Raw genomic sequence first — 18,428 nt, 5'->3', positions numbered from 1 at the left:
TATGAGCAGCACAGATACCCGCAGTGACCACCGGGTCAGCCCGATCTTCCTGGGGATCGCGGCGGTCATGGCCGTATCGGGCTGGGCGGTGTGGTCCGGCTTCTCGTCGAGCCCCGGCTTCGCCGTCTTCCTCTTCGTGGTCTCCGGGTGGGTCGTCTCGCTGTGCCTGCACGAGTACGCCCACGCCCGCACGGCGCTGCACAGCGGGGACATCACGATAGGTGCCAAGGGCTATCTGACCCTCAACCCGCTGAAGTACACCCACGCGCTGCTCAGCATCGTGCTGCCGGTGCTCTTCGTGATCATGGGCGGGATCGGGCTGCCCGGCGGCGCGGTCTTCATCGAGCGGGGCCGGATCCAGGGGCGCTGGAAGCACAGTCTGATCTCGGCGGCCGGGCCGCTGATGAACGTGCTCTTCGCGATCGTCCTGATGCTGCCGTTCGCCTTCGGCGCGACGGACTCCTGGCCGGTCGGCTTCCTGGCGGCGTTCGCGTTCCTGGCGATGCTCCAGGTGACGGCGGCGGTGCTGAACCTGCTGCCGGTACCCGGGCTCGACGGCTACGGGATCATCGAGCCGTGGCTGTCGTACAACTTCCGCCGGCAGGTGGAGCCGTTCGCGCAGTTCGGTCTGCTGGCGGTCTTCGGGTGTCTGTGGATCCCCGAGGTGAACGTGGCGTTCTTCGACTTCGTCTACACCGTGATGGGCTGGTTCGACGTCCCGGAGGGCGCGACCAGGTACGGCTACACGCTCTTCAGGTTCTGGGTCTCCGACTGAGCGGCCCTGGCGTCGGCCTTCGCCTTGCGCACGTAGTACCAGCACATGTTGCTGGACAGGCCGGCCAGCAGGACCCAGACGATGCCGGTCCAGCTGCCGTTCGCGAAGGAGACGACGGCCGCGGCGACCGTGAGCAGGAACACGGCGAGGGCGTAGACGGCAAGGCGGGGCATGGGGAGGAGCTCCTGTCCGGAAACCGGTGACATACGGTCCTGACGATTGTCCCCCACACCCCGCCGTGCCCCGCGACCCGCCCGTCGCGCCCCTACACGTCGGTGACGCGCAGCCCGGCGTGGGCCTTGTAGCGGCGGTTCACCGAGATCAGGTTGGCGACCAGCGACTCGACCTGGTGCGCGTTGCGCAGCCGGCCCGCGAAGACGCCGCGCATCCCCGGGATGCGGGCGGCCAGCGCCTGGACGACGTCGGTGTCCGCGCGGACCTCGCCCAGCACCATCACATCGGTGTCGATCTCCGCGATCTCCGGGTCGGAGAGCAGTACCGCCGACAGGTGGTGGAAGGCCGCGGTCACCCGGGACTCCGGGAGCAGCGCGGCGGCCTGCTGGGCGGCGCTGCCCTCCTCGGGCTTCAGCGCGTAGGCACCCTGCTTGTCGAAGCCCAGCGGGTTGACGCAGTCGACGACGAGCTTGCCCGCCAGGTCCGCGCGGAGCGACTCCAGGGTCTTGGCGTGCCCGTCCCACGGCACCGCCACGATCACGATGTCGCTACGCCGGGCGCACTCCGCGTTGTCCGCGCCCTCCACACCGAGCCCCAGCTCGTCGGCGGCGGTCTGCGCGCGCTCCGCGCTCCGCGATCCGATGATCACCTTCTGCCCGGCCTTCGCCAGCCGGTACGCGAGCCCGCGGCCCTGGTCGCCGGTGCCGCCGAGGACGCCGACCACCAGGCCGGACACGTCCGGCAGATCCCACGGGTCCTTGACCGGCGCCTTGGCGGGGGCGGGAGCGGGAGCGGTCCCGGGGGCGTTGTTCACATCGTCAGGGGAAGTCATGCGGGCGATCCTGCCACGCCCCGCGAACCGCCACTCGTTACGGGGGAAGTGCGGCGAGCGGACCCGTGCGGTACCGCCGGTCCGGCAGGATGCCCGGCATGGACGCGGTACGGGTGGCGCTGTTGCGGGAAGTACTGGCGGGGACCGAGTGGCTCCAGACCACGCGGTCCTTCGCGGGGTCGCTGCGGGCCTCGGTGCACCGGCGGCCCGGCGGGCTGCTGCTGGTGGGGACCCGGGGTTACGAGCCCTGGCACCTGGCGGCGCACCTGGACGACGAGGCGGCGTGGAGCGGGCTGACCGGGCTGTCCCCGACGCTGGTGCGGTTCCGGATTCCGGCGGGGGCGCCCGCGCATCTGGCCGTGGGACTGCGGCGGCTGGAGGCCGCGCGGCGCGGGGAGACGGTGTTCGTCGTCAGCCCGGAGGCGCCGGGAGCCGCGCTGCTGGAGCGGGTGGCGGACGCCCGCCGGGCCGGCGCGACGGTGCTGGCGATGGACGCCGGGGACCCAGGGCTGCGTGAACTGGCGCACGACGCGCTGACCGTACCGCCGGAAGCGGAGCCGCCGGACGGCACGGCACCCGCGGAAGGGGCCGCACCCGCGCCGATGGGGATGGACCTGCTGCAGCACCTGGTCGCCGCCGCGGCCGGGGAGAACAGCCTGCCCGCCGCCCGCCCCCACGGCTCGTTCCGCGACCGGCTGACCCGGCTGGCCGAACAGCTGACGTCACCGCCGCCGGCCCGCTGGTAGCGGTGACGTCAGCGGTCCTCGAGCACCGCCCGCGAAGATCCGGACCCGGCCCAAAACCATTTGCCCCGCGCGGCCCGGAAGCGGAGCATGCGAACCCGTGAACGACAGCCTTTCCGACCCCGACCCCGACCCCGACGCCGACTCCGGCCCCGGCCCCGGCCCCGATCCCGGCCCCGCACCCGGTCCGCCACCGTCCCGGCTGAGAGCTCTGCTCCCCGACCTGGCCCCGTGGCGCTCCTCCCGCGACTTCCGCCTCATGTGGATGGCCGGGGTCGTGACGGTCTTCGGCAGCTTCCTCACCTTCGTCGCGCTGCCGGTGCAGATCAAGGAGCTGACCGGGTCGGCGGTCGCCGTCGGCGCGATCGGCGCCGTCGAGCTGGTGCCGCTGATCGTGTTCGGGCTCTACGGGGGCGCGCTGGCCGACGCCATGGACCGCCGGAAGCTGATCCTCTACAGCGAGGCCGCGCTCGGCCTGCTGTCCGCACTGCTGCTGGCCAACACCCTGCTGCCGCATCCGATGGTGTGGCCGCTGTACGTGGTGGCGGCGATGTCGAGCGCCCTGACCGGGCTGCAGCGTCCGGCGCTGGACTCGATCGTGCCGCGGATCGTCGCGCACGACCAGTTGTCGGCCGCGGCGTCGCTGAACGCGCTGCGCTGGCAGGTCGGCGCCATCGCGGGACCGTCGCTGGCGGGGGTGCTCATCGCCTTCGCCGGGCTGTCGTGGGCTTACGCGATCGACATCGGGACGTTCGTCGTCTCGGTCGGCCTGGCCATGGGGCTGCGGCCGTCGCCCGCGGCGCACGACGCCGACAAGCCGTCGCTGCGCGGTATCGCGGAGGGCGCGCGCTACGCCTGGAGCCGTAAGGAACTGCTCGGCACGTACGCGATCGACATGGCGGCGATGTTCTTCGCCTTCCCCACCGCGATCTTCCCGTTCCTCGCCGACGACCTGCACGCGCCCTGGGCGCTGGGCCTGATGTACGCGGCCGGGTCGGTCGGTTCGCTGGTGGTCAGCATGACCAGCGGCTGGACGTCGCGGATCCACCGGCACGGCCGGCTGGTGGTGATCTCGGCGATCGGCTGGGGGCTGGCGATGGCGGTCGCCGGGTGGATGGGCAACATCTGGCTGGTCCTGCTGATGCTGGCGGTCGCCGGCGGCTGCGACATGGTCAGTGCCCTCGGCCGGATGACCATGTGGAACCAGACGATCCCGGATGAGCTGCGCGGCCGGCTGGCCGGCATCGAGCTGCTGTCGTACTCGGTCGGGCCGCAGCTCGGCCAGGTCAGGGCCGGTGGCATGGCGGCGCTGACCAGCGCCCGTGCCTCGGTCTGGAGCGGCGGAGTGGCCTGTGTGGCGGCGGTGGGGCTGCTGGCGCTGGCCCTTCCGAAGCTGATGTCGTACGACGCCCGCACCAACGAGCACGCCGTGCGGATGCGGACGGCCCAGGCCGGACCCGCCGCCGCGCCCGCCACGCCCGCCGGGTCGCCGGCGTCCGCGGCGGCCTCAGCGGTCTGAGCCGGGGCCCGGAATCCGGGGCCCGGGACGCGGAGCCGTCAGGGGCCGGACGGGCCGGGCTCGTCGTCCGGGCCCGCCTCCTTGTCGTGCCAGCGGGGGTCCGTCTCCCACTGGAGGTTGCGGTCGGCCGCCGTCTGCATCGCGTGCTCGGCCTCGGCGCGGGTGGCGTAGGGGCCGAACCGGTCCTTGGCCGGGCAGTCGGGCCCTTCCTCGACCTTCTTGTGCTCCAGGCAGTAGAACCATTCGCCCGGCTTGCCGGCCGGCTTCTTCGCCCTGAACAGCGCCATGACTGCCTCCTGATGTACGAGTACCTGCCGCCAGCCTGCCCGATCGCCCGCCGATACACTCGTCGGCATGTCTGGTCAGTCGCTTCTCGTTCCCGGCAAGCTCTCCCCGCCGCGCCCGGTACCGTCCTCGATCCCCCGGCCCGAGTACGTGGGCAAGCCCGCGCCCACTCCGTACACCGGGCCGGAGGTGCAGGACGCCGAAACCGTCGAGAAGATGCGGATCGCGTCGCAGATCGCCGCGCGGGCGATGGTCGAAGCGGCCAAGCACATCGCTCCGGGGGTGACCACGGACGAGCTGGACCGCGTCGCGCACGAGTACATGTGCGACCACCGCGCCTACCCCTCGGACCTCGGCTACCGGGGCTTCCCGAAGTCGCTGTGCGCGTCGATCAACGAGGTCATCTGCCACGGCATCCCGGACTCGACCGAGCTGCGCGACGGCGACATCGTGAACCTGGACGTGACGGCGTTCATCCATGGGGTGCACGGCGACACGAACGCCACGTACCTGTGCGGTGACGTCGACGAGGAGTCGCGGCTGCTGGTCGAGCGCACCGAGGAGTCGCTGAACCGGGCGATCAAGGCGGTCAAGCCCGGCCGGGCGATCAATGTGATCGGGCGGGTCATCGAGTCGTACGCCAAGCGCTTCGGCTACGGGGTGGTCCGGGACTTCACCGGGCACGGCATCAACACGTCGTTCCACTCCGGGCTGATCGTGCCGCACTACGACGCCCCGCACGCCACCACCGTGATCAAGCCGGGCATGACGTTCACCATCGAGCCGATGCTCACGCTGGGCACCCACGACTACGAGATCTGGGAGGACGGCTGGACGGTGGTCACCAAGGACCGCAAGCGCACCGCCCAGTTCGAACACACCCTGGTCGTCACCGAAACCGGCGCAGAGGTGCTCACGCTGCCATGACGGGAGCGGGGGCGCGCCGCGACGCGCCCCCGCATGCGACCGGTGAGACCCGAATCACTGGACTTCATGCGACCCCGCGGGTACTACAAAGGCAAGGCTCAGATAAGTTAGGGCAGCCTCACCGGCCAGAACCCATCTCGAGCGTCCTTGAACAGCCTGGAGCCCCGTATGTCCGCAGCCCGTCTCTCCGTCGTCACCGCCGTCGCGGTCGTCGCCGCGCTCGCCGCTGTCAGCGGGTGCTCCGAGAAGACGGACGCCAAGGCGTCCGACGCGATCCAGGTCACCGCGACCGACGACTCCTGCAAGGTCTCGAAGACCAGCTTCCCGGCCGGGCACGTGAAGTTCGCGTTCGAGAACAAGGGCTCCAAGGTCAACGAGCTGTACGTCTACGCCCCGGGCGACAAGATCGTGACCGAGCGGGAGAACATCGGCCCCGGCACCAAGGCCGACATCTCCGCCGAGCTCAAGGCCGGCGACTACGAGGTCACCTGCAAGCCCGGGATGAAGGGCGACGGCCTGCGCACCAAGGTCAGTGTCACCGGCGCCGGCGCGCCGAAGAAGAACGACCCGCGGCTGGACACGGCCGTCGCCGAGTACCGCAAGTGGGCGCAGAGCGAGGCCGACGCCACGATCCCGAAGGTCAAGGTCTTCACCGACGCGGTCATCAAGGGCGACATCGAGGGCGCCAAGGCGGCCTTCGCCCCGTCCCGTACCGGCTGGGAGTCCACCGAGCCGATAGCCGAGTCCTTCGGTGACATCGACCCGAAGACGGACACCCGCGAGGACGGCCTGGAGCCCGGCCAGAAGTGGACCGGCTGGCACAAGCTCGAGAAGTCGCTGTGGGCCACCAAGGCGATCTCCGCGGAGGACAAGACGCTCGCCGCGCAGCTCCTCACCGACCTCACCGGTTGGCAGAAGCGGGTCGGCACGGCGGAGATCACCCCGACCAGCATGGCCAACGGCGCCAAGGAGCTGCTGGACGAGGTCGCCACCGGGAAGATCACCGGTGAGGAGGACCGCTACAGCCACACCGACCTCTCGGACTTCAAGGGCAACGTCGACGGCGCGCAGAAGGCGTACGAGCTGCTCAAGCCGGTCGCCTCGCAGAACAACCCCGAGCTGGCCAAGGAACTGGACAAGCAGTTCACCGCGATCAACACGCTGCTCGCCAAGTACCGCACCGGCGACACCTTCGTCTCGTACGACACCGTGAACGCGGCCCAGCGCAAGGAGCTCTCGGACGGCGTCAACGCGCTGGCCGAGCCGCTCTCCAAGCTCGCCGCGGCCGTCGCGAAGTAACGGAGTCCTCCATGTCTGACGAGAACACCACCGAAGCGGCCGCCCCCCAGCAGGACGGGGCGGACCGGGACACCACGGCGGAACGGGCCAGGGGCCCGGTCTCCCGGCGGGCCGTCATCGGCTGGACCGGCGCCGGCATCGCGCTCGGCGCGGCCGCCGCGGGGGGTGCCGCGGCGGCGGTGCGCACCGGCAACGACGTGCAGCCGGCCGGCTCCGCGGGCAATGTCATCGCGTTCCACGGCACGAACCAGGCCGGTATCACCACCCCGGTCCAGGACCGGCTGCACTTCGCGGCCTTCGACGTGAAGACCGACGACCGCGCCGAACTCGTCGCGCTGCTGAAGGAGTGGACGGCGGCGGCCGCCGCGATGACGGCCGGCAAGCCGGTCGGCGCGGGCGCCGTCCGCGGTCTGCCCGAGGCCCCGCCGGACGACACCGGCGAGGCGCTCGGCCTGCCGTCCTCCCGGCTGACCATCACCGTGGGCTTCGGCCCGACGCTGTTCGAGAAGGACGGCAAGGACCGCTTCGGCCTCAAGGCGCAGCGTCCCACCGCCCTCGTCGACCTGCCGGCGTTCCCGCACGACAACCTGGACGCGACCCGCAGCGGCGGCGACATCTGCGTCCAGGCGTGCGCGGACGACCCGCAGGTGGCCGTGCACGCGATCCGCAACCTGGCGCGCATCGGCTTCGGCAAGGTCGCCGTGCGCTGGTCGCAGCTGGGCTTCGGCAAGACGTCCTCGACGACACCGGACGAGCAGACCCCGCGCAACCTGATGGGGTTCAAGGACGGTACGCACAACGTGGCGGGCAGCGACCGGGCCACCCAGGACGAGCATGTGTGGGCGGCCGCGAAGGACGGCGCCGCCTGGATGACCGGCGGCTCCTACCTCGTCGCCCGGCGCATCCGGATGCACATAGAGACCTGGGACCGCACTCCGCTCAAGGAGCAGGAGGACATCTTCGGGCGGAACAAGGGCGAGGGCGCGCCGGCCGGCAAGCAGCGCGAGCACGACACCCCGAACCTCAAGGCGATGCTGCCGACCGCGCACGTCCGCCTGGCGCACCCGGACAGCAACTCCGGGGTGACGATCCTGCGCCGCGGCTACTCCTTCACCGACGGCACGGACGGTCTGGGCCGGCTCGACGCCGGGCTGTTCTTCCTGGCCTACCAGCGCGATGTGCGCTCGGGTTTCATCCCGGTGCAGAAACGGCTGGCTGCGACCGACGCCCTCAACGAGTACATCCAGCACGTCGGTTCCGCGCACTTCGCCTGCCCGCCCGGCGTCCGCGACAGCGCCGACTGGTGGGGCCGCGGCCTCTTCGAAGGGAAGTGACCGGCGGTGATCGGTAACTATCTGATCGGGCTGCGCGAAGGGCTCGAAGCCAGCCTGGTCGTCTGCATCCTGATCGCGTACCTGGTGAAGTCCGGGCGCAGGGACACACTGCTGCCGATGTGGGCCGGTGTGGCCGTGGCCATCGTCATCAGTGCCGCCTTCGGCGCGCTGCTGCAGTTCGGCTCCTCGTCGCTGGACTTCAAGGCGCAGGAGGCGCTGGGCGGTTCGCTGTCGATCCTCTCCGTCTGCCTGGTCACCTGGATGGTCTTCTGGATGCGGCGCACCGCGCGGCATCTCAAGCGCGAGCTGCACGGCAAGCTGGACGCCGCGCTCGCCATGGGGACCACCGCGATCGTCGCGACCGCGCTGCTGGCGGTCGGCCGCGAGGGCCTGGAGACCGCGCTGTTCGTCTGGGCCGCGGTGCAGGCCGCCGGTTCCGAGGACGGGTCGACGCAGCCGCTGATCGGCGTCGCGCTGGGCCTGGCCACCGCGGTGGTGCTCGGCTGGCTCTTCTACCGCGGCGCGCTGAGGATCAACCTGGCGAAGTTCTTCACCTGGACCGGCGCCATGCTGGTCGTGGTCGCGGCGGGCGTGCTCGCCTACGGCGTGCACGATCTGCAGGAGGCCGACTGGCTGCCCGGCCTCGGCTCGGTGGCCTTCGACATCAGCTCCACGATCCCCCAGGACAGCTGGTACGGCACCCTGTTGAAGGGCGTCCTCAACTTCCAGCCGGATCCGACCGTCGTCCAGGTCACGGTGTGGGCGCTGTATCTCGTACCGACGATGGCCTTCTTCCTCGCCCCCGGTAGGGTTGCGCCGACCGCAGCAGCCCCGAAGGAGCCGACGCCCAATGACCCGCCGCAGGTTGTCCCTGACAGCCGCAGTTCTGCTGCTCGTGCTGATGCCGGTGACGGGGTGCGTGACCGTGCACGGGGAGCAGGCGCTCGTACCGGCGGTGACGAAGGCTGAGGCCGCCAAGGCCCTCGCCCGTTTCACCCAGCTCAACAACGACGCCAAGCGGAGCTACGATCCGGCGACGCTGGCGAAGGCGGAGACCGGCGCGCTCGGCGCGATGGACAACGCGGGTCTGACGGCGCGGCACACCAACCACCCGGAGGGCAATCCGGCGGCGGTGCCGCTCAAGCTCACCGACGCGCGCTACCTGATACCGAAGCAGCGCGGCTGGCCCAAGTGGTTCGCCGCCGACGCCGTCAGCAGTGCCGGCAACGGCGCCCACTGGCTGCTGCTCTTCCAGCGCTCCGCCGTGAGCGACCCGTGGAAGGCCTCGTACCTGGCGGTGGTCGCCGCCGACCGGATGCCGAAGTTCGTGCTGGACCAGGACGGCTACGCCGAGCCGGTGCCGCTGGACGGCTCGGGGCTGCTGGTCGAGCCCGGCCGGCTCAGCGCCGCGTACACCTCGTATCTGCAGACCGGCACCGCGGCGACGCTGGCCTTCGCCGACGGCACCCAGACCTCGCAGGTGCGCCAGCAGCGCCGCAAGGGCGCGGGCACCTCGGCCGCGGTCACCGAGTACGCCGACCAGCCGGTGGGCGCGGGTGAGTTCCCCCCGGTGGGGCTGCGGACCACGGACGGCGGGGCGCTGGTGTTCTTCGCCTCCCGCCACCAGTCGCGGCTGACCACGCCGGGCAAGCCGTTGAAGGTCGACGACCCGGACACCAAGGCGCTGATGACCGGCACCCCGAAGAACTCGGTCACGCTGATCCGGGTGGCGGAACAGGCCGTCACGGTCCCGCCGGCGAACGACGCCCAGGGGAAGGTCGTCTTCCTGAGCCGTCTGCTGGGTCTGGTCTCCGCCAAGGGCGAGTGAACCGGTGGCCGGGTCCCGCGCGGAGCCGGCCTCGGGCGGTCAGAGCCGCCAGCCCACCGTTTCGGGGACGTACTCCACCTGGGCGCAGGAGTCCATGAGGACCTCCAGGAGCGGCAGCGGGTCGGGCAGCGGGCGGTCGGGACCGCGGCCGGGCAGCCAGGTCACGGCGCCGCCGGTGGGCAGCTTGGCGGGCGGCAGCAGGACGTAACTGCCGCGGCAGTGCCAGCGCAGACCGGGGTGTTCGTCGACGGTCTCGGGATGGCAGTCCAGCTCGCAGGGCCACCACTCGTCCTCGTCGACGGGGGTACCGCGGGTGGCGGTGAAGAACAGCAGGCGGTCGTCCCCGTAGGCGGCGACCGGACCGGCGTCCCCGCCCTCGGCCGCGAGCCGGTCCAGCGCGATGCCGCCCGCGTCGGCCGGCACGTCCAGGACGTCATGGCTGGCGCCGGTGGCGGAGATGAAGTTCGCGAGCGGCTGGGTGCGCAGCCAGTGGTCGATCTTCTGCGGATCCGTGGTGGCCTGGGTGTGCCAGGCGAACGAGACCGGGTGCATGCCCGGGGTGGGACAGCCCACGCGGTCGCACGAACAGCCGTATCCGGAGGGGTGCGCGGCCGGTGCGACGGGGAAGCCTGCGGCGGCCGCGGCCTTGATCAGATCCTCGCGGGCCAGGGCGGGAGCAGATCCGGGATCGGTGTCCGAGCCTGCCGATCGGCGGCGCAGCCACTCGGACAACCTGCTCTTGCCTGCCATCGGGCTCCTTCCCTCGCCCCCGCGTCCATGGTCCACGGTACGCGGGTGGTGGGCATCATCCTGCCTCTTGTCCGGAATGAACGCACAGCCGGGGTGGAAGGACTGGAGTAGCGTTGTTCCCGACAGGCTGTCGGCATCCTCTTGACTTAGGTATACCTAAGTTGCAAGGATCGCGGCACGCCCGAAGCAGGAGGTTCCCTTGACGCCGTCCCCGTTCTCCACTGTGATCCGCACCGCCAGCCACGCTCAGCACACCGAGGCCGAGAACTCGACCTTCATGAGCGACCTGCTCGGCGGACGGCTCGGCGTGGACGCGTACGCCCGTTACACCGAGCAGTTGTGGTTCGTCTACCGGGCCCTGGAGGACGCGGCGCAGTCGCTGGCCGCAGACCCGGTCGCCGGCCCCTTCGTCCGCGCCGAACTGCTGCGCGTCGCGGAGCTGGAGCGCGACCTGGACCATCTGCTCGGCGCGGGCTGGCAGCAGCGCTCGGTGCCGCTGCCCGCCACAGCGGCGTACGCGGAGCGGGTCGCCGAGGTCGCCAGGACGTGGCCCGCGGGGTATGTCGCACATCACTACACCCGCTATCTGGGGGACCTGTCCGGCGGACAGGTGATCCGTGGCATCGCGGAGAAGACCTGGGGGTTCGAACGCAAGGGCGACGGTGTGCGCTTCTACGTCTTCGAGGGGATCGGCAACCCGGCCGCGTTCAAGCGCGAGTACCGCGAGCTGCTGGACGCCCTGGCCGTCGACGACCTGGAGAAGCAGCGCGTGGTGGACGAGTGCCGCACCGCCTTCGCCCTGAACAGCGCCGTCTTCGCCGACCTCGGTGCCGCCTACCCGCTGAGCGCGTAGGGAGTGTCTTCGAAGTAGCGTCGTCCGCCCGGAGGGCGGGGCCGGCGGGGTCTGGTGCCCGGCAGCGCGCTCGGCGGTGCGCTGGTGCTGGTCGCCGCCGACCTCGCCGCCCGCACCCTCGCGGCCCCCGCGGAACTGCCGCTCGGTGTTCTGACCGCCCTCGTCGGCAGCCCGTTCTTCTTCTGGCTGCTGCGCCGTATCCGCAACCGACGGGGAGGCTGGGCGTGAACAAGCCGCTCGTCAACAGGTTCTGGAGCCGCCGCGCCCAGGCCGACGGGGGCCGCGCCGTGGTCGTGGTGCTGCACGACCTGGGCCTGGCGGCCGCGCACGCCGACCGGATCGCGGTGCTGGCGGACGGCCGGATCGCGGCCGACGGCGCCCCCGCCGACGTCCTGTCCGAGGAACTGCTGAGCACGGTGTACCGGCATCCGGTCGAGGTGTTCGCCCACCCCAGAACCGGCGAACCGCTCGTACTCCCCCGCCGCTGACGGTCGCGGCGTGGGACAGGGCCGGTGCGATAGGCCGCCGTGTATGAAAACGATCGTGCGAACCACCCAAATGGTTCGATGCGTTTCGGCCGCCGAGGGTGGACGATTTGTGCGCGTACGTGACCCCGATGCGCGTACGCAGCCCCATCGGCGTTCCGCCGGAGCCTCAAACGACGAGGAGCCCGCATTGCGCACAGTCCGCACCGCCACACCCCGGCGGTACCTGATGTGCCCGCCCGAGCACTTCCGGGTGACCTACTCGATCAATCCGTGGATGGACCCGGCCAAGCCGGTCGACCCCGTACTCGCGCTCTTCCAGTGGGAGGAACTGCGGGACCGCTACCGCTCCCTGGGCCATACCGTCGAGGTCCTCGACCCGGTGGCCGACCTACCCGACATGGTCTTCGCCGCCAACGGCGCCACCGTCGTGGACGGCCGGGTGCTCGGCGCCCGGTTCTTCAACGCGGAGCGGACCGACGAGGCGCCGGCGCATCTGGCGTGGTTCCGCCGCAACGGATTCACCGAGGTGCGCGAGCCGCAGCACATCAACGAGGCCGAGGGCGACTTCGCCGTCACCTCGCAGTGGATCCTGGCCGGAATGGGATTCCGCAGCAGCCCGCTCTCGCACTCCGAGGCCCAGGAGTTCTTCGGCCGGCCCGTCATCGGGCTGGAACTGACCGACCCCCGCTACTACCACCTCGACACCGCGTTCGCCGTTCTCGACGACGCGGCGGGCGAGGTCATGTACTTCCCTGACGCGTTCTCGCCCGGCAGCCGCAAGGTACTGGCCCGGCTCTTCCCCGACGCCCTGCTCGCGACGGCGGCGGACGCCGCCGCACTCGGGCTGAACGCCGTCAGCGACGGACGCCATGTGGTCCTCCCGCGTGGCGCCACCGGCCTGTTCGCACCGCTGCGCGAGCGCGGTTTCGAACCGGTCGCGGTCGATCTGTCGGAGCTCCACAAAGCGGGCGGCAGCGTGAAGTGCTGCACCCAGGAGCTGCGGTAGCTACCGTGCCTGCATGTCCTCCACCACCGCATCGTCCCGCGTACCGAAGCGTTCCTCGTACGACGCCGTGATCGTCGGCGGCGGCCACAACGGTCTGGTGGCCGCCGCCTACCTGGCCCGCGCCGGCCGCAGCGTGCTGCTGCTGGAGCGGCTGCCGGCCACCGGCGGCGCGGCCGTGTCCGCCCAGGCGTTCACGGGGGTCGACGCCCGGCTGTCGCGCTACTCGTACCTGGTCAGCCTGCTCCCGAAGAAGATCACGGAGGAGCTGGGGCTGCGCTTCGCGGTGCGCCGCCGCCGGATCTCCTCGTACACGCCGTACGGGTGGGGGTCCCCCCGGCCGGAGGTTGGGGGAGGCCTGCTGGTCGACTCGCAGGATCCGTCCAGGACCCGGGAGGGCTTCGTGCGCCGCACCGGCTCGGAGCGGGACTTCGACGCGTGGCAGCGGTTCTACACGATGACGCGGCAGGTGGCGGAGCGGGTCTTCCCGACGCTGACCGGGCCGCTGCCGTCCCGGGCGGAGCTGGAGCGGATCGTGGACGATCCGGCGGCCTGGGAGGCGCTGTTCGAACGTCCGCTGGGCGAGACCGTGGAGGCGGTGTTCGAGGACGAACTGGTCCGGGGCATCGTGCTGACCGACGCGCTGATCGGCACGTTCACCCACGCCCACGACGAGACGCTGCGGCAGAACCGCTGCTTCCTCTACCACGTCATCGGCGGCGGGACCGGGGACTGGGACGTGCCGGTGGGCGGTATGGGCGCGCTGACGGACGCGCTGGCCGGGGCCGCCCTGGCGGCCGGCGCGGAGATCGTCACCGGCTGCGAGGTGACGGGCATCGCGACGGACTGCGGCTGCGCCGAGGTCTCCTTCGAGGGGGGCCGGGTGGGCGCCGGGCACGTGCTGGTGAACGCCGCCCCGCACACCCTCGCCGGACTGCTCGGCGAGCCCGAACCGTCCCGGCCGGAAGGCGCCCAGCTCAAGGTCAACATGCTGCTGCGGCGGCTGCCGCGGCTGCGGGACCGTTCCGTGGACCCGCGCGAGGCGTTCGCCGGCACGTTCCACATCGCCGAGTCGTACGGCGAGCTGGCGACCGCGTACGAGGAGGCCGCGGCGGGCCGGATCCCGGCCGCCCCGCCGTCCGAGATCTACTGCCACTCGCTGAGCGACCCGTCGATCCTCTCCCCCGCCCTGGCCGGCCAGGGCGCGCACACCCTCACCCTCTTCGGCCTGCACGCCCCTGCCCGGCTGTTCGCCGCCGACCCGTCCGGTACGAAGGAGGCGCTGCTCAAGGCCACCCTCGCCCAGCTCGACGCGGTACTGGCCGAGCCGCTGGCCGACTGCCTGGCGCTCGACGCCGACGGCCGGCCCTGCATCGAGGCGAAGTCCCCGCTGGACCTGGAGCGCGAGGTCGGCCTGCCGGGCGGCCATATCTTCCACCGCGACCTGAGCTGGCCGTACGCCGCCCCCGGCACCGGCCCCTGGGGCGTGGAGACCGGGGACCCCGCCGTGCTGCTGTGCGGCGCGGGCGCGGTGCGCGGCGGCGGCGTCAGCGGGATCCCCGGGCACAACGCGGCGATGGCGGTCCTGCACGGGACGCCGGGAGCCTGACCGGGGCCGCGCGGCAGGGCGGACGGACGGGCCACCTGCCCGATCGGCGATACTTCCTCGGATACGTACCGAGGAGGGCACGATGACCGGTCGGCAGTGGCGCAGAAGCGGGAGCGGGGGCAAGTGGCACACCCTCGACGAGAGTGGCGGCGCGCTGCCCGCGCCCCGCAAGTGCACCGCGGACGTGATCGTGGACTGCGCGGTGTACGAGGACGGCAAGCGCTCCGCGACCCTGCCGCCGCGTGAGGCGCTGGCGGCGGCGAGGGAGCGGCCGGGCGGTTTCGCCTGGATCGGGCTGTACCAGCCGGACGCCGAGCACCTCGTGGAGATCGCCGATGTGTTCGGCCTGCACCCGCTCGCCGTGGAGGACGCCGTCAAGGCGCACCAGCGGCCGAAGCTGGAGAGCTACGGCGACACGCTCTTCCTGGTGCTGAAGACGATCGTCTTCGTGGAGCACGAGAAGCTGACGGCGACCAGTGAGGTCGTCGACACCGGCGAGATCATGATGTTCCTGGGCAAGGACTTCGTCGTGGTCGTCCGGCACGGCAGCGCGCCGGGCCTGTCGCGGGTGCGCAGCTCCCTGGAGGCGCGGCCGGACCTGCTGGCGCAGGGTCCGGCATCGGTGCTGCACGCGATCGCGGACCAGGTCGTCGACGACTATCTGGACGTCGCGGACCGGGTGGAGCTGGATGTGGACCAGCTGGAGTCCGATGTGTTCTCGGCCGGGCACGGCGACGACGCGGAGCGGATCTACCAGCTCAAGCGCGAGCTGATCGAGTTCAAGCGGGCCGTCCATCCGATGGCGCGGCCGCTGCAGCGCCTCGCGGAGGACCCGCACCCCGTCATCGGGCCCGAGGTGGGCCGGTATCTGCGGGACGTCGCCGACCATCTGTCCCATGTCCGGGAGCGGCTGGCGGGCTACACCGAGTTGGTGGACGGGCTGTTGTCGGCCAATCTCAGCCAGCTCGCCGTGCAGCAGAACACCGATATGCGGCGTATCAGCGCGGCGGCCGCGATCCTCGCGATCCCGACGATGATCGCCGGTTTCTACGGGATGAACTTCGAGCACATGCCGGAACTGAAGTGGACCTTCGGCTATCCGCTGATGGTCGGGGTGACGGCCGTGCTGTCCGCGGTGGTCTACCGGGCCTTCCGGCGCTACGGCTGGCTCTGAGCCGGCCGGCTCAGGAGTCCGTCGCGTCTGCCGCGGGCGGCCAGGGGTCGCCCGAGTCCGCGTCGCGGGCGGCGCGGTAGAGGTCGCCGTGCCGCTTCTTGGTGATGATGCTGCGGGAGAGTCCGTCGTCCCGGGTGCACAGGTCGAGCAGCACCTGGCCCTTGCGGATCTGCGGGTGCCGCACGACGCGCCCGGCCGCGGGCGCGGCCGGGAAGCGGGCGGCCGCGACGTAGCTGAACTTCTCGTCCTCGTACGGCAGTGAGCCGCCCTTGATCTGGCGGTGCAGCGAGGAGCGGTTCACCCGGGCCGCGAAGTGGCACCAGTCGGTGCCCTCTATCGGGCAGGTCCCGTTGTGCGGGCAGGGGGCGAGCACGGTGTACCCGGCGCCGAGGAGCTGGTCGCGCGCGGCGATGACCCGGGCGTAGCCGTCCGGGGTGCCGGGCTCGACGATCACCACGGCGCCCAGTGCCGCGCGGGCCGCCTCGGCGACGACGGAGACCCGGGCGGCGGCGTCCAGTTCGCCGAGCACGTACGAGACGGTGACCAGGTCGGACTCGGGCAGCCGTACGGCGCCGCCCAGCGGGGCCCGGCGCCATTCGGCGTCCCGTACCGCCGCGGAGTCGGCGCCCGCGGCCAGTTCGCGGCCGAGGGTGAGGGCGGCGTCCGACCAGTCCAGGACGGTGCTGGTGTGGGTGTCCTGCTGCCAGGTGTCGGCGACCGCCCAGGTCGCCGCTCCGGTGCCGCCGCCCACGTCCAGATGGGTGGCCGGGGCCCAGGTGCCCGCCCGCGCCTGGAACTCCGCGAGCGCGGAGCGCACGGCGGCGTAGGTGGCGGGCATCCGGTACGCGGCGTACGCGGCGACGTCGGAGGCGTCCCGCAGGATCGGGGCGTCGGTCGGCGTGGCGCCTCGGTAGGCTGCGATCAGCCGGTCGACCGCCTGGGCCGCCCGGTTCGGCGGCAGACCGTCGAGCAGGCCGTTCAGCGCGGCGCGCAGGTCATCGGGGGCTTGCAAGGTGGACACAAGCGACAACTGTAAGGGGCGCCGTCCTGGGCGCCGGACGCTTACCCTCCGCATGCGGTCCGGTACCGGGACGGTACGTTCCGGAAGGTGTCCCTCCCCGGTGGTAACCATGATGTGGACGCCCGCCATACTCCGTATGGCCACGTTGTGCAGCTGAGCTATTAACTTGGACACAACAACGGCTCGAATATACGTAAACCGCAGCGGATGACCACCCTTTTGGCCTAGCGTTCCGGTTTATCACGGCGCACTGCTGCTTGGGGAAGTGGCAACCGCGCTCAGTCGGTCGCGATGTGCCTGGGGGGTCCATGCGGCGTGTCGAAGTACCCAATGGTCTGATCGAAGCCGAACCGAAACCCGTGCGGAGCAAGGCTCCGCGCGGACTCAGTGACAAACCGACGTGGTACCTACCGGTGGCGCTCGCCGTCGACCTGGTGGGTATCGCGCTGCCCGTGGCGCTCGTGTTCCAGGCGACGCGTCAGCCGTACCCATGGGCATGCGCAGTGGTGGCCGCGGTGGCCTGGCTGTGTGTGCAGGCGGGCAGGCACCGCTATGCGGCGCGCTCCCTGGGCGAGTCCCGGGCCGCGTTGCCGGTTCTGTACGACTGGCTGATCCTGCTCGGAGTGCTGGCCGTCGCGCGTACCGCCGTCGGCGAGATCTCCGAGCCCTCACTGGCGCTGCTCGGGCTCGCGCCCGGACTGCTGCTGACCGCCTCCTGCCGCAAGATGACGCACCGGCATCTCGCGGCGGCCCGCCGCGAGGCGCACGCGGTCCGCAAGGTCCTGGTGATCGGCGAGCCGAGCGCCGCGGACCATGTCGTCGGCCACCTGGCCGGACGCACCGACCACGCCTATGTGGTCGTCGGTGTCGTCCCGGTCGGGAACGCCAACCTCGAATGCGGCGCGCCGGTCAGTGCCCGGCTGGGCTCCGTGATGCCCAGCGCCCCGAGCGGCGACTCCGCGCTCGTGCTGGGCGCCGCCCGGGACCACCGCGCGGAACTCGTGCTGGTGGCACCGGGACCGCGGATGGCCGGAGAGCGGCTGAAACGTTTGTCCTGGGCGCTGCACGACGCGGGACTGCCGCTGGCGGTCCTGCCGGGACTGGTGGACGTGTCCATGCGCCGCGTCCAGCTCGCCGCGCCCGCCGGGCTGGCGATGCTCCACATCGCCCCGCCCACCCGGCGCGGAGTCCAGATCCAGCTCAAGTCGGCCATGGACCGGGCCGGCGCCGCCGCCGGGCTGCTGGTGCTGGCACCGCTGTTCGGTCTGATCGCCGCCGCCATCCGGCTCGGGTCACCCGGCCCGGCCTTCCACAAGCAGGTCCGGCACGGCCAGAACTGCGCGCCTTTCACCATGTGGAAGTTCCGCACCATGGTCGTGGACGCCGAGGCCCGCAAGGCCGAACTGACGGCCGCCAACGAGAACGACGGCCTGATGTTCAAGATGCGCCGGGACCCCCGGGTCACCAGCGTCGGCCGGCTGCTGCGCCGCTGCTCGCTCGACGAACTGCCGCAGCTCGTCAATGTGCTGCGCGGTGAGATGTCACTGGTCGGGCTGCGCCCGCCGCTGCCGGAGGAGGTGGCCCGCTACGACGAGATCGAGCTGCGCCGGCTCGCCGTCAAGCCGGGTATCACCGGACTCTGGCAGGTCAGCGGACGTTCCGACCTGTCCTGGGACGAGACGGTCGCACTCGACCTGCAGTACGTCGACAACTGGTCGTTCACCAGTGATGTCGACGTGATGGCCCGCACGCTCCGTGCCGTGGTCGACGGACGAGGAGCGTATTAGACCGGTGCCCTTCGTTCCTCCATCCGC

The 18,428-nt window shown here is 71.5% G+C and carries 19 protein-coding genes and 1 pseudogene; 15 read left to right on the top strand and 5 right to left on the bottom strand.

Annotated elements, in window-relative coordinates; all coding sequences use genetic code 11:
• The first annotated feature begins 1 nt into the window (after position 1).
• Positions 2-775 (top strand): site-2 protease family protein, encoded by a 774-nt coding sequence (locus C6N31_RS21365; RefSeq protein ID WP_138353784.1) that lies wholly within the window; start codon positions 2-4, stop codon positions 773-775.
• On the opposite strand, the gene C6N31_RS21360 is transcribed toward C6N31_RS21365, so the two are convergent.
• Both C6N31_RS21360 and npdG read right to left on the bottom strand, forming a co-directional pair.
• Entirely contained in the window at positions 742-948 is a 207-nt protein-coding gene (locus C6N31_RS21360; protein WP_138353785.1) for a hypothetical protein, read from the bottom strand. The genes C6N31_RS21365 and C6N31_RS21360 overlap by 34 nt on opposite strands.
• 92 nt (positions 949-1,040) lie before the next feature.
• Entirely contained in the window at positions 1,041-1,781 is a 741-nt protein-coding gene (gene npdG, locus C6N31_RS21355; protein ID WP_198357980.1) for an NADPH-dependent F420 reductase, read from the bottom strand.
• 98 nt (positions 1,782-1,879) lie between these two features.
• On the opposite strand from npdG, the gene C6N31_RS21350 reads away from it, so the two are divergent.
• The gene (locus C6N31_RS21350) at positions 1,880-2,527 is read left to right on the top strand and encodes a hypothetical protein (protein WP_138353787.1); all 648 of its coding nucleotides are present in this window, start codon (positions 1,880-1,882) and stop codon (positions 2,525-2,527) included.
• A 199-nt stretch (positions 2,528-2,726) separates the two neighbouring features.
• Positions 2,727-4,043, top strand: a complete 1,317-nt coding sequence (locus C6N31_RS21345; protein ID WP_187145287.1) for an MFS transporter — start codon at positions 2,727-2,729, stop codon at positions 4,041-4,043.
• Between the two features lie 38 nt (positions 4,044-4,081).
• On the opposite strand, the gene C6N31_RS21340 is transcribed toward C6N31_RS21345, so the two are convergent.
• Positions 4,082-4,330: a hypothetical protein gene (locus C6N31_RS21340; protein WP_138353788.1), complete on the bottom strand. Its 249-nt coding sequence runs from the start codon at positions 4,328-4,330 to the stop codon at positions 4,082-4,084.
• Positions 4,331-4,397: 67 nt separating this feature from the next.
• On the opposite strand from C6N31_RS21340, the gene map reads away from it, so the two are divergent.
• From map to C6N31_RS21315, 5 genes are all read left to right on the top strand, one after another.
• The gene (map, locus tag C6N31_RS21335) at positions 4,398-5,255 is read left to right on the top strand and encodes a type I methionyl aminopeptidase (RefSeq protein WP_138353789.1); all 858 of its coding nucleotides are present in this window, start codon (positions 4,398-4,400) and stop codon (positions 5,253-5,255) included.
• Positions 5,256-5,423: 168 nt separating this feature from the next.
• Positions 5,424-6,554 carry an iron uptake system protein EfeO gene (gene efeO, locus C6N31_RS21330; RefSeq protein ID WP_138353790.1) on the top strand — a complete coding sequence of 377 codons (1,131 nt, stop codon included), beginning with the start codon at positions 5,424-5,426 and terminating at the stop codon, positions 6,552-6,554.
• Between the two features lie 11 nt (positions 6,555-6,565).
• Positions 6,566-7,888: an iron uptake transporter deferrochelatase/peroxidase subunit gene (gene efeB, locus C6N31_RS21325; RefSeq protein WP_198357979.1), complete on the top strand. Its 1,323-nt coding sequence runs from the start codon at positions 6,566-6,568 to the stop codon at positions 7,886-7,888.
• Between the two features lie 6 nt (positions 7,889-7,894).
• Positions 7,895-8,857 carry an iron uptake transporter permease EfeU gene (gene efeU, locus C6N31_RS21320; RefSeq protein ID WP_138353792.1) on the top strand — a complete coding sequence of 321 codons (963 nt, stop codon included), beginning with the start codon at positions 7,895-7,897 and terminating at the stop codon, positions 8,855-8,857.
• The gene (locus C6N31_RS21315) at positions 8,739-9,716 is read left to right on the top strand and encodes an SCO2278 family lipoprotein (protein WP_138353793.1); all 978 of its coding nucleotides are present in this window, start codon (positions 8,739-8,741) and stop codon (positions 9,714-9,716) included. The genes efeU and C6N31_RS21315 overlap by 119 nt, the downstream gene beginning before the upstream one ends.
• A gap of 39 nt (positions 9,717-9,755) precedes the next feature.
• On the opposite strand, the gene C6N31_RS21310 is transcribed toward C6N31_RS21315, so the two are convergent.
• Positions 9,756-10,466, bottom strand: coding sequence for a bifunctional DNA primase/polymerase (locus C6N31_RS21310; protein ID WP_138353794.1), 711 nt, complete (start codon positions 10,464-10,466; stop codon positions 9,756-9,758).
• Between the two features lie 199 nt (positions 10,467-10,665).
• Between C6N31_RS21310 and C6N31_RS21305 the strand changes: the two genes are divergently transcribed.
• The 6 genes and pseudogenes from C6N31_RS21305 (at position 10,666) to corA (ending at position 15,593) form a co-directional block, all read left to right on the top strand.
• Positions 10,666-11,319: a biliverdin-producing heme oxygenase gene (locus tag C6N31_RS21305; protein ID WP_138353795.1), complete on the top strand. Its 654-nt coding sequence runs from the start codon at positions 10,666-10,668 to the stop codon at positions 11,317-11,319.
• Positions 11,320-11,352: 33 nt separating this feature from the next.
• Positions 11,353-11,547, top strand: a pseudogene (locus C6N31_RS21300) (iron chelate uptake ABC transporter family permease subunit); the annotation flags it as partial.
• Positions 11,544-11,807 (top strand): ATP-binding cassette domain-containing protein, encoded by a 264-nt coding sequence (locus C6N31_RS21295; protein ID WP_198357978.1) that lies wholly within the window; start codon positions 11,544-11,546, stop codon positions 11,805-11,807. The pseudogene C6N31_RS21300 and the gene C6N31_RS21295, both read left to right, overlap by 4 nt.
• Before the next feature lie 187 nt (positions 11,808-11,994).
• Positions 11,995-12,813, top strand: coding sequence for a dimethylargininase (gene ddaH, locus C6N31_RS21290; RefSeq protein WP_343241175.1), 819 nt, complete (start codon positions 11,995-11,997; stop codon positions 12,811-12,813).
• A 13-nt stretch (positions 12,814-12,826) separates the two neighbouring features.
• Complete coding sequence (locus C6N31_RS21285; RefSeq protein WP_198357977.1) at positions 12,827-14,419, top strand: phytoene desaturase family protein; 1,593 nt, start codon at positions 12,827-12,829, stop codon at positions 14,417-14,419.
• Between the two features lie 82 nt (positions 14,420-14,501).
• Entirely contained in the window at positions 14,502-15,593 is a 1,092-nt protein-coding gene (gene corA / locus C6N31_RS21280; protein ID WP_198357976.1) for a magnesium/cobalt transporter CorA, read from the top strand.
• Positions 15,594-15,603: 10 nt separating this feature from the next.
• Here the strand turns inward: corA and C6N31_RS21275 are convergent, their stop codons facing one another.
• Complete coding sequence (locus C6N31_RS21275; RefSeq protein ID WP_138353798.1) at positions 15,604-16,668, bottom strand: small ribosomal subunit Rsm22 family protein; 1,065 nt, start codon at positions 16,666-16,668, stop codon at positions 15,604-15,606.
• Between the two features lie 254 nt (positions 16,669-16,922).
• Here C6N31_RS21275 and C6N31_RS21270 point away from each other — a divergent pair, with 254 nt between their 5' ends.
• Positions 16,923-18,401, top strand: a complete 1,479-nt coding sequence (locus C6N31_RS21270) for a sugar transferase (protein WP_198357975.1) — start codon at positions 16,923-16,925, stop codon at positions 18,399-18,401.
• Positions 18,402-18,428: the final 27 nt, after the last annotated feature.

The sequence above is a fragment of the Streptomyces fildesensis genome, assembly GCF_016107395.1.
GTDB lineage: Bacteria > Actinomycetota > Actinomycetes > Streptomycetales > Streptomycetaceae > Actinacidiphila > Actinacidiphila fildesensis.
The sequence above is the reverse complement of the archived record's forward strand: the minus strand, read 5'-3'. Positions and strand labels throughout refer to the sequence as shown.